Raw genomic sequence first — 14358 nt, forward strand, 5'->3', positions numbered from 1 at the left:
TTAAACTTCATCTTTATGGTTCCTTTCCATATCCTTCTTTACATTTATTTTTGAAACTATATCTGGAAGCATATTTAAAAGGCTGTCTAAATTACTTTCTTCCTTTACTTTAAGCATAGTAACTTCATCTTTTTTAATTACCAATATTGCATCTGGAGATATTCTAGCTCCCATACCTCCACCTGACCCTATTCCATCCATTTCTTTACTATTATAATCATTTCCGCCTCCAGTGCCACCTCCAAAAGTGACACTTATAATTGGTATAAGCGTTACTTCTCCTACTACAATTGGCTTTCCTATAAGTGTTTCTGTCTTTAAAAATTTTTCTAAATTATCAAATATTAAATCCAGGTTTTCCTTTACTAAATTGTTTTCCATAGTTATTTCCTCCTAACTTTGAAATACACTCCAAATAATAACCATACAATTCCATTAGTAATTCTTTCCCAATATTCCTGGATTTAAATCCCTTTTTTTGATTTTTTCTTTTTTAATTATTTCTTTTATAAGTTTCTCATTATTAAATATTTAGTTGTAATTTGTTAATTGCAACATATATATTCAATAAAACACTCCACTATTTTAGGATCAAACTGTGTACCTGAGCAATTCTTTAATTCCTTTATAGCTTCATCTTTATCAATAGCCTTTTTATACACTCTGTCATTGGTCATAACATCATATGAATCCACTACATTTATTATTCGTGCAGCTAGTGGAATCTCTTTCTCTGCTAATCCTAATGGATATCCATTACCATCCCATCTTTCATGATGAGTCAATACACCTTTTGCTACATTTCCAAGTTCACTTGATGCATTTATAATTCTATATCCCTTTTCTGTATGTGTTTTCATTATTTCAAATTCTTCATTTGTTAATTTTCCTGATTTCAGTAATATTTCTTCATTCACTCCTATCTTGCCTATATCATGTAGACTTGCAACTAAAATTAACTCGTCTAAATCTGAAATCTTTAAATTCAACCTTTTCCCTATTGCTAATGCATATTTAGCAACTCTTTCAGTATGTTCATTAGTCTCCATATTTTTTTCTTCTAGACTTTTTTTCAAAGATTCCATAATTGAACTTTTAATACTTTTCTTATCTAATAATTTTTGTCTATAAACTTTTTCCTCTATTTTTGTGATACATTCATATATGTTCTCATCTAACGAATACCTTATTCCTTCACCTAATGCTATACTCAGCTGCATAAATTTATACTTTGCTTGTTTACACTTTTCGGTAATATCTCTAATAATTTGCTCACACTTTACTTCATTACAATCTGGTATAAGAATTATAAATTCATCTCCTCCCCATCTGAACACATATCCATTTGGGTCACATATATCTTTAAGTATGAGTGCTATTCTTTGTAATAATTTATCCCCTTCTAAATGTCCTAATGTATCATTAACAATCTTTAATCCATTAACATCTCCCATAATTATTCCCATTGGAAGATGCTTTTCATGATTTAATTCTTTAATTTTTTCTTCAAAACTATATCTGTTATATAATCCTGTTAATATATCTATTTCACTTAGATAACGCAATCTTTCTTCCATGAGTTTTCTTTCGGTTATATCTCTTGATAATCCGACTACTCCCCATGCTTCACCTTTTTTGTTTACAACTGGTATTTTAATATTTTCTTGTATTACTTCTTTTCCATTCTCATTTTCTATTCTCTGTTCAAAATAAGTAGCTTGTTTGGTTCTCATAATCTCTTGATCTTGTTCAATAAAATATGCAGCCACCTCTTTATCGCTATATATCTCCAAGTCTGTTTTTCCTAATATATCTGTAACTCCCAATTTATTATAAAAGTTTTCAAATTTTTTATTGTATCCTATAAATCTACTTTCTCTATCTTTATAAAAAATAGATTCAGGCACAGCATCAATTATTGTTCTTAATATATTTTTTTGTTTTTCTACTTCAATTTCTCTTAATTTTCTATCATTTATATCTATTACAATTCCAGCTACAGCCTCAGGTTTTCCTTCATCATTCAATATAGGAAATATGCGGCACTCAACATAAGTACCATCTACAACACTTTCTACAGTACACACATTTAGATGCTCTAAACACTTCTGTATCTGCACCTTATATATTCCGACTTCTTCCTTTGGAAAAATCTTCTCGTTTTTCTTTCCAATGACATCTTTTAATTTTACATTATACATCGCTTCATAATGTTTATTTAGAAATATTATCCTCGAATCGGTTTTTTGAATCCAAACAGGCCAAGGAAAACTATTTAAAAAAGGTTTATATATTTCACTTAAGCATCTTTCTTCCATCATTAGGTTCCCCTTTTAAGTAATGTTATTTAAATTCAATTTTACTATTTCCTTGTTTAAATGTCTATAAAAGCAATTGTATTCTTACACTTCAAATGATTCTAAACTTAAAATAATATCCTCTAAACTTAAAACATACTTAATTTTTGAAATCTTCTAAATCTCTAACTAATCATACTCATTGTCAACTACATTTTTATAAGCAATATATGTTGCGTAAAGATATCCGCCATAAACTATAACCATTATGAGCGCAGTCATCAGAATCGATTTAAACTGATTTGCTGCTCCTAATGCAATTAAGTAATTATTCACCACATTAATTCCAACATATGAATGTACTATTGAAAGTAACAGAGGTAATGCAAAAAATATTGATACTTGCTTAAATATACTTTTATTAATCATACTTTTTGTCGCACCAATTTTCCTCAAAACTCTATATCTCTCTATAGATTCATTACACTCTGATAATTGCTGAAGTGCAAGTACTGCTGCACTTGCTAGCAGAAATACTATTCCCATATAAATAGCTATAAATAGTATCATTGCAGATAAGCCTCTACTTTCATCATATGCCATTTCCCTTGTCAGTCCCGAAAGCACATAATCAGCTTTTACAGCTTCGCTGTTATGAATTGAAAAATTTTCAAATATTGTAGTTAATTTCTCTTTACCTTCCATTTTGTCATTACCTGAAAAATTTAAATTTAACACTTCTCCTGATGGCTCTAACCCAGTTACTAATTCATCTGGCACAATTAAATCAAACATACTATCGCTGGTTGGTGAAGTTGAAAGTGCTTCTGTTTGAATTTTTCTTTCTTTTATTTTAAATAGCTTATCTCCTATTTTTATTGAGTCTTCTCTCTCTATAAAATCTTTTACCATTTGCTTTAATGGTTCATAATTAGATGATACTAATATTTCATCGTCTTTTAAATCTATACTTGTTTCACCTTTTAGATTTCTCATAGCATTATACTCAGATATCTTAATCATATTTAGTTTTTCAAAAACTTTTAAATTTAACATTTGTTTTTGATCATCTGTTAATGCATATTTTTCTAATAAAGCTTTAGTGCTCATATTATACTCATAGTTTTTAATTGTAGAATACTCTGCATAATCATCTAAATTGTAGTTTAGCTGTTTTAATGTATCAATAGAAGACAGAGCTTTATCATCTTTTTTAGCAAATACCTGAATAGATGCATCAAAGGGGGTTTGATTCTTCAGCGTGCCCTCCATAGAGTTTTTAATACTTAATCCAGATGCTAAAGTCCCTATAGTAACAAATAACATTAAACAAATTATTGTCATCGAAATAAAATTAGTATTGAATTTACTTGAAATCTGTCTCATGGTAAATATGTTTAACTTATATAAATACATATTTTTATTTTTCTTAATCACAAAAAATGTGACTGCTGCAATTCCAAAAAAGAAAAGTGCGGTTCCTACGATTCCAAGAGCTATTGCAGCCTTAAATCTATTATCATAAAAGTTCAATCCTACCTTATTCACTAGATGATAGGCAAATCCTAAAGCTATTATCGAAAGAATTAAAACACCTGCTCCTAAATAAGGATTTCTAATCCTTACTCTTTCATTTTTCTTATCACCATGTAATAAATCAATTAACTTATATCTTGAAACAATAACTACATTAAAGATCATTACTAACAGATACATTATCCCGAAATATAAAATTGTTTTTAAAATTGCATTTGTTGAAATTACAAAACTATATTTAACCATCTGCACTGCAAAAAGTTTAGCTGTAAATATTGATAATACTTGTGAAAATAGTAATCCTAATAACATTCCTGCAACTAGTGATACCATTCCAATATACAAGGTTTCAAAAAATAATATTTTTGACATCTTTCTTTTAGCCATACCTAAAATCATATATATGCCAAATTCCTTTTTTCTTTTACTAATTAAAAATTTAGTGGCATAAATTATTAGGCATCCTAAAATAACTGATACTCCAACTGATATAACCGAAATCATCTGCCCCATGGCTATAACGTAATCAGTTTGCCCCTTGTTCATGTCCGCCATTACAGATTGAGATTCAATAGAATTAAAACTGTAAAATATAGCTACTGCAAAAGTTAAAGTTAAAAAGTAAATAGTGTAATCTTTAAAACTCTTCTTTACATTATTAAGTGCCATCTTAGAATACATCTTTAGCGTCACCTCCAAGAAGAGTAACAATATCTATTATCTTGTTAAAAAATTCTTTTCTAGAGTCATTACCTCTAACTAATTCATTAGAAATCCTTCCATCCTTTATGAATAATATCCTATGAGCATAGCTTGCAGTAAATGCATCATGAGTTACCATTAAAATAGTTGCCTCTAATTCCTTATTTAATCTTTCAATTGAATTTAAAAGTAATTTAGCTGATTTAGAATCTAAAGCACCTGTAGGTTCATCTGCTAAAATAAGCTTTGGATCATTAACTATTGCTCTAGCGCATGCAACTCTCTGCTTTTGTCCTCCTGACATCTGATAAGGATATTTATTTAACACCTCGGATATTTCTAAATTTTCAGCTGATTTTCTAACTAATTCGTGAACTTCATTTCCTTTTTTGCCTGCTATGGTTAATGCTAACGCAATATTCTCATAAGCAGTTAATGTATCTAATAAATTAAAGTCTTGAAATATAAAACCAAGCTTATCTCTTCTGAACTTTTCTAATTTCTTATTTTTTAATCTAGTAATATCACCTTCATCAATTACAATAGCTCCTGTCGTTACCTTATCTATTGTAGATATGCAATTTAATAATGTAGTTTTGCCGCTGCCTGATGGCCCCATAATTCCAACAAATTCACCTTTTTGAACCTTAAAACTTATATTATCAAGTGCTTTTGTCACATTGTCCTTATTCCCATAGTACTTTTCTACATTTTGTACATCTAAAATATTTTCCATAAAATTTCCTCCTGATTTATATATAGTCAAACTTAATTTAAATTTTGCCCTTAGAATTATTTAACTACCACATGACTATATTTTAAAATCATTTGAATTTCTTTCATATCGAATAACCTTTCAATACTCTTACAATTATGTAAGATAAGGCACAATCAAATAAATAATAGACCAACTCTTCAGTTATATTGGTCTATTATCTTTTGATTGTGCTTAATTAAATAAATCAAAAAGTAATTCTGCACTTATTAAAGAAATCCTGTAAGAATTTCAACTTTAATTATTAATTCTAAATTATTTATATCTCTGGTGTAACCTCTCTAGTTGTTTTATTCACATGATACCAGCTGCTATTTGACGCATCACCTTCTACATCATAACAATGAACAAAATATGAATCTCCGTCATCAGCCTTTACTTCAATTATCTTTGGAATGTATTTATAATTATCTGACAGATAATCGCGAACTACTTCAACTGCTTGTTCCTCTGAAAACATATTAATTACTTCTCCTGTAGAAATATCTGTGAAGATACCATTTTTAACTTCAAATATATTACCTCTAGTAGGTTCATAATAATATTGTTTAGCATTTATGTCATTCTTACTCTTGAAGCATACAAATACGTTATCATCAATTTGACTTGTAGCTTCATATTCTACATCTTCATTTGTATATTGTTTTATTTTTTCCTTAGCACTACTCAATTCTACTGGATAAGTGGATGTTGTCTTAGAGGAATCCATAGATCCATCATCATTTAAATAATACCACTTATTATATTCCTCATCATAGAACCAGCCAATCTTCATTATTCCAGTTTCAGGTTCAAGATAATACCATCTTCCATTAATATCCTGCCAGCCTTTTGCATAGCCAGAATCATCTATATACCTCCAATTTTTTTCATTTTCCTCCCAATAAGCATAAGCATTTTTAGGAAAGCTAATTGCAACTACAGTAATAGCTGATAATGCTAAAGCAAAAATTTTCTTACTATTCATTTTCATATTATAAAATCCTCTCTACATCACTTTAAATTAAAAAAATCTCCAATTGGAAAAATCAAATTAACCTTTGTTCCTTTATCTTCTACTGACTCCAATGATATACCAAGTCCTAGTTTTTCACAAAGTTTTTTACAAAGGTACAGTCCTATACCTGTAGATTTGCCATACTTTCTTCCATTTTCTCCTGTAAAACCCTTATCAAAAACCCTTCCCACATCACTTTTAGGAATTCCTATTCCATTATCTTCTATGGTTAATAGCAAATTATCTTTTCCTTCAACTGCATAAACCTTTAAACTTCCAGAACCATTTTTGCTATATTTTATTGAGTTTACAATTATCTGATTTATAATAAACTTTATCCACTTGATATCCGTTACTACTCTTCCAGATACATTTTCAATATCAACGCTAATTCTTTTATTTATGAAATCACGTCTATTATTCCTAATAGCCTCTTGAACTGCCTCTTTTATTTCAAATTCCTTTACAATATAATCTTTGCTAACATCTGTACTTCTCGAATAGTAAAGAGCTTGATTTATATAATCCTCAATTTTTCTAATCTCATCACTTAAGGCGTTTTTCTCTTTACTTTCACTATTCTCTATAATTAATTTTGATGATGATATTGGAGTTTTTATCTCATGAACCCAGGTTTCAATATATTCTCTATATTCCTTTTGAAGATTCTTATAAAAATTAACATGTTCATGCATATTTCTGTTACATTCTTTTAATATTTCATAAAGCATTTTTCCTTCATAATAATTTGGAATCTTTATAACTTCAGGCAATAAATATTTCTTATCTAACTTTTCAGTAATATTCATAATGTTATCATAAAATTTCTTCTTAGTAAAAAAGTCTATTATTATATAAATTGTTAAAGGAAGAAACCAAATAAGAAAAATGAGAAACATTATTATAACAGGCATCTTAGCTATTCCTGCTATAACTAAAACCAGTAAGTATATAAATAAATTAATTATTATATAAGATGACTTTGATAAAAAATATTCTTTAGTACTCATAACAATATATATCCAAGACCTCTCTTTGTTTCTATTCCGTCATTAAAGCCTATTTCACTGAGTTTCTTTCTAAGTCTAGTAACATTCACTGATAAAGTGTTATCATCAACATAAATGTCAGAATTCCATAAATAATCCATCAAGTCATCTCTACTTACTATGCATTCCTTATTTTTCATAAGGCAAAGTAATATCTTAAGTTCATTTTTAGTTAGATCAACTTCAATTTCATTAAATTTTACACTGCCACTGGTAACATTAAGTTTTAATCCCTTGTGTTCAACTACTTCATATACTGAAGCATTTGAAGAAGTTCTTCTAAGTACAGCAGCTATTCTTGCAAGAAGTATTTGAGTATTATAAGGCTTAGTTATGAAATCATCTGCCCCAAGATTCATACTCATTATCTCATCCATTTCGCTATCTCTGCTAGTCACAATTATTATGGGTATATCCTTTTCTTTTCTAATCTCTCTACATACATAATACCCATCATAATAAGGAAGATTTATGTCAAGCAGAATTAAATCCGGATTAGCTTCTAAGACTACCTTAACTATATTTTCAAAATCCGCTGTACCATAAACCTCATATCCATAGCGTCTTAAGAATTCTGTAAGCTCTTTTTTTATATTTTCATTATCTTCAATTATCATAATCTTAGTCATATTGTTCTCCTTAAAATTATAATTTCACAATACTTTAAGCTCCTTAATATCAATAAATATAATTTATCTTATTCTTCTTTTATTTTCTTAAATACAATAAATTTTATCGTTCTTTATCCTAATATTACTTTAAAATTACTTCTTACTTAATATATTACATATCTCATAAAAACTTATCAAGTTATTGAAAAGGCTCTATCTGTTAAATAGCGTAATATTTTCAACAAAAAGTATCAATATTAAGAAAAGAGAAACTTCATTATTGCATATTTATTTATGAATAGGAAAATTTAAAAAAGTACACTAGATATACAAAGGAGTGCTGTATAAATATGAAAAAATCATTTACACTTGTATTATTAGTTATTTTACTGACAATAACATTAATGCCTTTAAAAGCATATAGCATAAATAATGAAAATCCTATAACAAATTCTTTTTCAGATTTAAAAATGGATGAAAAAAAGCTTTGGATTGATGATATATGCTTATGATAAAGGTGAAGATCATATGATTAAGTTTGCTGATATACTTTCAGATGGGATTTTCAAACAATTTCCTAAAAAGTTTAGTTAATGCCTTTGAAATAAAATAGAAGGTCAATGAGCTGTAATAAATTTTTCATCTTGGTTTTATACCAAGAAATATATTCTGATTTTGCTATACTTAATTGCGTATGAAGCAAAGAAACTATATAAACTTCCAAGTTAAAAAGTGGATTTATACACTTAGATAAATTCTTTAATTCCTAGTTCTTAGGTAATGTACAAGTCGAATTTATAATTATGATATGTATAGATAAACACTTTATGAACTTAACTTATATACGGAATAACTATCTATTTAAGTTAAACTTTTGTGTGTACCTATACCAGAAATCACATACATTTTTGTGAAAGCGGCATTTGAAATTGAGCTATGATGGTTCTTAGTGGGAGGTTGTTCCATTTCTGCTTGTCATGAACTTGTTTCAGGAACACGCAGAAATGGGCACAACCTTCCACTTAGAACCTTTTAGCGAAAATTTCATAAGTCCGCTGGAATAAAAATGTATGTGATTTCGGTAAGTTGCCACATAACTCTAAGTTCAAAGTTTGATATCTATAAAGTAAATTTCTTTATTTGATTTATCATGGAAGTTGTCTTTTCCTTCAATAATTGTGAGGCTTCATCTACCTGATTTGATGAAGTGATCATATCTTGAGTAGTAGCTGCTATTTCTTCTGACGAAGCTGAATTTTCTTCTGCGACAACCGAAGTATTCTCTGCAACAGAAATAATTTCGTTTTTGCTATTATTTATCCCTAAAATTGAACTGTTAATTTCACTTATCTTAGGTAAAATCTCTTCTATTGATTTAATTATATCCTTAAATGAATTTATTGAAGTATCTATTACTGAGACCTGCTTTGATAATTCATCATTTGCATCGCTTGTAGTTCTTGTAACTGCATTAGTTTCATCTTGTATTGATGCCAATAATTCATTAATATCATTTGAAGAATTCTTAGATTGTTCAGCTAGTTTTCTAATTTCATCAGCTACAACAGCAAATCCTTTCCCTGCTTCTCCTGCCCTTGCAGCTTCAATTGCTGCATTTAATGCTAGAAGATTTGTCTGATCAGCAATAGCATTTAATAAATCAGTAATTTCAGTAATTGCCTTAACACTATTAGTTAAATTAGATATTTTTGTGCTTACTTCCTTAAATGACTTTGATATATCGCTTATGGAAGTTATAAGCTTTCCTAAATCTTTATTACTATTTTGAGCTTTAATATTTATATCATTTGTACTCTTATCAACACCATTTATAGTTATTGTTATATCTTCCAATGTAATACCAAAAGCATTTAATGTGCTGTTCATTGTTGCAAGCTCTGATGCTTGATCAGAAGATCCTTGTGCTACAGCATCAATAGCATTTGATATTTCTTTTGTTGAATTATTCATTTCTTCTGACAATGTTGAAAGTGAATTAGCTTCTTTAGATATAACGCTAGAATCCATTTCAATGTTTCTAAGTATATCTGCTATGGAAAGTATAGTTTTCTCTAGTGCCTTATTCATAATACCAAATTCATTGGTTAAATTCGTATCAATATCAATAGTAAAATCACCTTCTGATAAAGTTTGTAATTTGCCAGTAAATTCTTTTATTAAATTCTTAACAGTAAAGGTTACAACTAATGATATGGCAGTTAGTATTAAAAGTGATAATCCAAATATTATTTCAAATATTATCATATTCTTAGTATAGAGAGTTTTAGATTCATCGTTTTTTGAGTTAGCAATACCTTTTTCATAATCTACAAGATCAGTAATATTTTTAGCTAATTCGTTTCCATACTGCCCCATATCTACATTAGTTATTTGTGGATCTGGAGTTAACCCCTGCTTTCTTTGTTCTATAATATTGGGAATAAATGAATAGTAATGTTCAAATGCAGTTTTAGCTTTATCTACTAATTCTGCTTCAGCTTTATCATCCTTTGATGCATCCACTTCTCTAGCCGTTATTGCAGTTATATCGTCGTGTAATTGCAGCATTGTCTTCTCATTAGCTTCATCAAAATCTCGATCTATTATTTTTGTTAACGTGTTCCGTAAAACGCCCATGTCACCATTAACATCTTCCCAATCCTTGAGTTTCGGAATTGTCTCACCATTTATTTTATTAGTTATATTGTACATTTTGTTAGTATTGGAATAACCTACTCCACCAATTGCCACTGTCGCAATTAATGATATAAACCATATTAGAATTATATTCCGGGTTATTTTTACATTCCTCAACTTTCTAGAACTTATTTTCATATGCATTCCTCCTCCGTGAGTTACTATAATTTAGTTATAGATATGTAACTATTTGATAATCAACAAATACTTGCATATCACAATATATAAAATATATAATAAGTAGTATTAATTAATTTTTCCCCACATATATATTCGTACACTTTAGCCAAAACTTTAATAAAATGCATAATGATTGATTATATGTATTTGCCTTGAATTGTAAACATTTTCTGTAAGTATTCTATCTGTTTTTTCAAAAATGTATTATTTTTTATTACAATTATTTGTTTAAAAATAAAATAGAAGCCAAACAAATAATAACTTGACTTCTACTTCCATACAAATTTAGTTGCGCTTTAATATTCAGTTCTAATAGTCCTAACACCATAGGATATAATAAAATTAATTATAAAGTATGTTCCAGCTATAGTACCAAATAACAAAAATATTTGAGAAGATGATACAAAGCTTCCCATAAGAATCATACCTTTACCCGTAAATTCCTCAATACCTACCGCCCATAAGAAAGACGTGTCTTTTATTACTGTAACTGCCTGTGATAAAAATGTAGGAATGCAGCGCCTAAAGCTCTGTGGCAATATAATATATCTCAATGTTTGAATCTTTGAAAATCCTTGGGAGTAAGCAGCCTCATACTGTCCGCTGCTAACAGAATTCATTCCGCCTCTAAATATTTCTGCCATAACAGCAGAAGTAAACAAAGTAAATGCTAAAATTCCTGAATACATCGGTTTTATTGGAACTAAAAATCTTATAGCTAATATCCATAATAAATTTGGGGTATTTCTAAAAATTTCTATATATATTGTTGCAATTCTACCAAATATACCTTTTGAAAAATTTCTGAGTATTGCTAAGATTGTCCCAAAGATCATACTTAATGCGATTGATATAAGCGCTATAGTTAAAGTCAGTTTTAGTCCTTGTAAAAGGAACATCATGTTAGCATGATTAAATACAGTTGACATTATTATAGCCCCCCTTCTGCTGCCACAACTTGATCTTCTATAGAATTTTGAGTATTAACTACTGCTTTCTTTTTTTCTCTTAATTCTAGCTTTCTTGAAAGCATTGCAAGTGGATAACAAAGTACAAAATAAAGAGCACCAGTCACAACATATGCAGGACCATAATACATATTCGAACTTGACCATGAATCTGCTGTATACATTAAATCTCCCCCTGCAATCATTGCAAGTACAGAAGTGTTTTTTATCAAATTTACTACTTGATTTGCAAGTGGTGGTATTATTATCTTTACTGTTTGAGGCAATATTATATACCTCATAGTTTGAGTATGCGAAAAGCCCTGAGACTTTGCAGCTTCAAACTGTCCTTTTGGTATAGATGTAATACCAGTCCTTACGACCTCTGATATATAAGCTCCATGATATACACCTACTCCAAGTATTCCAACTAAAAACACTGGTAATACAATTTTTACATATGGCAGTCCATTAAATAAAAAGAATATTTGAATAACAAGAGGTGTATTTTGAATTATTTCTACATATACTCTGCTTATTATCTTTAAAGTTCTAATCTTACTTGTAGAAAATATTCCAAAAATAATTCCAAGTATTAGGGCTAGAGTAAGCCCTAATATAGAAACTTCAAGTGTTGTTAAAAATCCCTCAAAAAATATGTTAATGTCTCTTAAAAGTGCCTCCCATTTAAATATAGAAAAAGGTCCATTCATTATTTAATATCCCACTTTGCAATCAATTTATCCAATTCTCCTGAACTCTTCATGTCATCTATTACTTCATTTATAACTTTAGCAAGTTCAGTATTGTCCTTTTTACTTGCAATACCATATTCTTGAGGATCATATCTATCATCTAATATTACTGTTGAATCATCAACGTATCCATTTAAAATAGATGCATCAACTGCGAAACAATCAACTCTGCCTGAATCTAATGCAGCCTTAAGTTCAGGATATCCAGCAAGTTCCGAAAATTTAAGCGTTATACCTTGTTTATCTGCTTCTTTTTGTAGTGCATCTTTAGTTGTTGCACTTTGAGCAACACCAATTGTCTTTCCATTTAAGTCTTTAAGAGATGATGCGCCAAGACTCTTCTTAACAAGTAATCCAACTCCATCCTTTATATAAGGATCTGAAAAATTATAGCTCTTCTTTCTTTCATCAGTTATGGTAAATGTAGCTGCAACCATATCTATTTCTCCATTATCAAGAAGCGGACCTCTTGTCTTCGCTGTAACTCCTTGGAATTCAACCTTATTTTCATCACCTAATATTTTTTTAGCTACTGCTTTTGATATATCAATTTCCAAACCTTCTACTTGTCCAGTTTGAGGATTTTTATACCCATATTTAGGTACATCAACTTTTACTCCAACTTTTAATACACCTCTATCTTTTATAGCTTGTATCTCTTTTGCTTCAGAGCTTCCTGTGCTTGAGCTATTACTGCTTGTTGATGTTGATTGTGCCCCACCGCATCCTGTCATTATAATACAAATACCTAATCCTAATGCTAAAAATATTTTTTTCAATTTCATATTTTTTTCCCCCTATTCATTTATTCTTTATCTTATAACTTTATTTAAAAAGCTTTTTGCCCTATCATTTTTAGGACTTGAGAAAAATTCCTCTGGAACTCCTTCTTCTATTATTTGCCCTCCATCCATAAATACAATTCTATCTGCAACCTGTTTTGCAAAGCCCATTTCATGAGTTACAACAACCATTGTTATATTCTCCTTTGACAATCCAACCAAAACATCTAATACTTCTTGAATCATTTCTGGATCTAACGCTGATGTAGGTTCATCAAACAGCATTATTTTTGGATGCATATTAAGAGCTCTTGCAATCGCTACTCTTTGCTGCTGTCCTCCTGATAGTTGGCTTGGATAAGCATTTGCCTTTTCCTTTAAACCTACTCTTTCTAAATATTTCATTCCCGATTCTTCTGCATCCTTTTTACTGATATTTTGAAGCTTTATCGGTGCTAATGTGAGATTTTCGAGTACTGTCATATGTGGATATAAATTAAACTGTTGAAAAACCATTGCTGTAGACTGTCTCACCTTAGCTAAATTCTTCTTTAAGCTCAAGTCATATTCATCTATGGTTACTTTTCCTGAAGTAGGTTCTTCTAAGTAATTCATACACCTTATAAGAGTTGATTTACCTGATCCGCTTGGCCCTATAACAACTAATTTTTCCCCTTCATTAACTGTTAAATTGACATCTTTTAGAACATGAACCTCTCCAAAGTTCTTAACTAGATTCTCTAATTTAATCATTTATTGCCCCCCTTTAGTTTTCACAAATTTCCTTTAAATGCTCAGTTAATCTTAAATTTCCATTATAATCAAATAAGCAAGAAATGGATACAAGCTTACATTTAGAACTTTCCAGCGAAAATTTCATGAGTCCTGTGGAATAAAAATGTATATGATTTCGGCAAGTTACCACATAAGCCTAATTTACATGTTTAATATCTATATAAAAAAAGAGCCTTGGTAGTTATACCAAAGCTCCGTCGCTTATTCTAAATCTTGAGTAAAATTATATAGTTAA

Annotated in this window: 13 protein-coding genes; 1 reads left to right on the top strand and 12 read right to left on the bottom strand. The window is 29.4% G+C overall.

The genetic code is table 11. The features are described from left to right. The 7 genes from CDLVIII_RS23735 to CDLVIII_RS23765 all read right to left on the bottom strand — a co-directional run bounded on the left by CDLVIII_RS23735 (position 1) and on the right by CDLVIII_RS23765 (position 7985). A complete protein-coding gene (locus tag CDLVIII_RS23735; protein ID WP_009172020.1) occupies positions 1 to 381 on the bottom strand; it encodes a spore germination protein GerW family protein in 381 nt (126 codons plus the stop codon). Positions 382 to 545: 164 nt separating this feature from the next. Continuing rightward, positions 546 to 2321 carry an HD domain-containing phosphohydrolase gene (locus CDLVIII_RS23740; protein ID WP_035301907.1) on the bottom strand — a complete coding sequence of 592 codons (1776 nt, stop codon included), beginning with the start codon at positions 2319 to 2321 and terminating at the stop codon, positions 546 to 548. 165 nt (positions 2322 to 2486) lie between these two features. Continuing rightward, a complete protein-coding gene (locus tag CDLVIII_RS23745; RefSeq protein ID WP_009172022.1) occupies positions 2487 to 4514 on the bottom strand; it encodes an ABC transporter permease in 2028 nt (675 codons plus the stop codon). Further along, positions 4504 to 5271, bottom strand: a complete 768-nt coding sequence (locus CDLVIII_RS23750; RefSeq protein ID WP_009172023.1) for an ABC transporter ATP-binding protein — start codon at positions 5269 to 5271, stop codon at positions 4504 to 4506. Before CDLVIII_RS23750 ends, CDLVIII_RS23745 begins: the two co-directional genes overlap by 11 nt. A 298-nt stretch (positions 5272 to 5569) precedes the next feature. Beyond that, positions 5570 to 6283, bottom strand: coding sequence for a cell wall-binding repeat-containing protein (locus CDLVIII_RS32675; RefSeq protein WP_009172024.1), 714 nt, complete (start codon positions 6281 to 6283; stop codon positions 5570 to 5572). Positions 6284 to 6303: 20 nt separating this feature from the next. After that, a complete protein-coding gene (locus CDLVIII_RS23760; protein ID WP_009172025.1) occupies positions 6304 to 7317 on the bottom strand; it encodes a sensor histidine kinase in 1014 nt (337 codons plus the stop codon). Beyond that, on the bottom strand, positions 7314 to 7985 hold the full coding sequence (locus tag CDLVIII_RS23765) for a response regulator transcription factor (RefSeq protein WP_009172026.1): 672 nt from the start codon (positions 7983 to 7985) through the stop codon (positions 7314 to 7316). Before CDLVIII_RS23765 ends, CDLVIII_RS23760 begins: the two co-directional genes overlap by 4 nt. A 332-nt stretch (positions 7986 to 8317) precedes the next feature. Between CDLVIII_RS23765 and CDLVIII_RS31615 the strand changes: the two genes are divergently transcribed. Next, the gene (locus tag CDLVIII_RS31615) at positions 8318 to 8479 is read left to right on the top strand and encodes a hypothetical protein (RefSeq protein WP_009172027.1); all 162 of its coding nucleotides are present in this window, start codon (positions 8318 to 8320) and stop codon (positions 8477 to 8479) included. A 607-nt stretch (positions 8480 to 9086) separates the two neighbouring features. Here CDLVIII_RS31615 and CDLVIII_RS23770 read toward each other — a convergent pair. The 5 genes from CDLVIII_RS23770 to CDLVIII_RS23790 all read right to left on the bottom strand — a co-directional run bounded on the left by CDLVIII_RS23770 (position 9087) and on the right by CDLVIII_RS23790 (position 14081). After that, entirely contained in the window at positions 9087 to 10802 is a 1716-nt protein-coding gene (locus CDLVIII_RS23770; protein WP_009172028.1) for a methyl-accepting chemotaxis protein, read from the bottom strand. Between the two features lie 338 nt (positions 10803 to 11140). Next, positions 11141 to 11773, bottom strand: coding sequence for an amino acid ABC transporter permease (locus CDLVIII_RS23775; RefSeq protein WP_009172029.1), 633 nt, complete (start codon positions 11771 to 11773; stop codon positions 11141 to 11143). A 2-nt stretch (positions 11774 to 11775) separates the two neighbouring features. Further along, positions 11776 to 12504 (bottom strand): amino acid ABC transporter permease, encoded by a 729-nt coding sequence (locus tag CDLVIII_RS23780; RefSeq protein ID WP_009172030.1) that lies wholly within the window; start codon positions 12502 to 12504, stop codon positions 11776 to 11778. Next, positions 12504 to 13331, bottom strand: coding sequence for a transporter substrate-binding domain-containing protein (locus CDLVIII_RS23785; RefSeq protein ID WP_009172031.1), 828 nt, complete (start codon positions 13329 to 13331; stop codon positions 12504 to 12506). Before CDLVIII_RS23785 ends, CDLVIII_RS23780 begins: the two co-directional genes overlap by 1 nt. 27 nt (positions 13332 to 13358) lie before the next feature. After that, positions 13359 to 14081 (bottom strand): amino acid ABC transporter ATP-binding protein, encoded by a 723-nt coding sequence (locus CDLVIII_RS23790; RefSeq protein WP_009172032.1) that lies wholly within the window; start codon positions 14079 to 14081, stop codon positions 13359 to 13361. Positions 14082 to 14358: the final 277 nt, after the last annotated feature.

The organism is Clostridium sp. DL-VIII, assembly GCF_000230835.1.
Lineage (GTDB): Bacteria > Bacillota > Clostridia > Clostridiales > Clostridiaceae > Clostridium.

Excerpts from the sequence above, each read along its gene's own strand:
- CDLVIII_RS23735 (WP_009172020.1), bottom strand. The coding sequence starts at position 381 with ATGGAAAACAATTTAGTAAAGGAAAACCTGGATTTAATATTTGATAAT.
- CDLVIII_RS23740 (WP_035301907.1), bottom strand. The coding sequence starts at position 2,321 with ATGATGGAAGAAAGATGCTTAAGTGAAATATATAAACCTTTTTTAAAT.
- CDLVIII_RS23745 (WP_009172022.1), bottom strand. The coding sequence starts at position 4,514 with ATGTATTCTAAGATGGCACTTAATAATGTAAAGAAGAGTTTTAAAGAT.
- CDLVIII_RS23750 (WP_009172023.1), bottom strand. The coding sequence starts at position 5,271 with ATGGAAAATATTTTAGATGTACAAAATGTAGAAAAGTACTATGGGAAT.
- CDLVIII_RS32675 (WP_009172024.1), bottom strand. The coding sequence starts at position 6,283 with ATGAAAATGAATAGTAAGAAAATTTTTGCTTTAGCATTATCAGCTATT.
- CDLVIII_RS23760 (WP_009172025.1), bottom strand. The coding sequence starts at position 7,317 with ATGAGTACTAAAGAATATTTTTTATCAAAGTCATCTTATATAATAATT.
- CDLVIII_RS23765 (WP_009172026.1), bottom strand. The coding sequence starts at position 7,985 with ATGACTAAGATTATGATAATTGAAGATAATGAAAATATAAAAAAAGAG.
- CDLVIII_RS31615 (WP_009172027.1), top strand. The coding sequence starts at position 8,318 with ATGAAAAAATCATTTACACTTGTATTATTAGTTATTTTACTGACAATA.
- CDLVIII_RS23770 (WP_009172028.1), bottom strand. The coding sequence starts at position 10,802 with ATGAAAATAAGTTCTAGAAAGTTGAGGAATGTAAAAATAACCCGGAAT.
- CDLVIII_RS23775 (WP_009172029.1), bottom strand. The coding sequence starts at position 11,773 with ATGTCAACTGTATTTAATCATGCTAACATGATGTTCCTTTTACAAGGA.
- CDLVIII_RS23780 (WP_009172030.1), bottom strand. The coding sequence starts at position 12,504 with ATGAATGGACCTTTTTCTATATTTAAATGGGAGGCACTTTTAAGAGAC.
- CDLVIII_RS23785 (WP_009172031.1), bottom strand. The coding sequence starts at position 13,331 with ATGAAATTGAAAAAAATATTTTTAGCATTAGGATTAGGTATTTGTATT.
- CDLVIII_RS23790 (WP_009172032.1), bottom strand. The coding sequence starts at position 14,081 with ATGATTAAATTAGAGAATCTAGTTAAGAACTTTGGAGAGGTTCATGTT.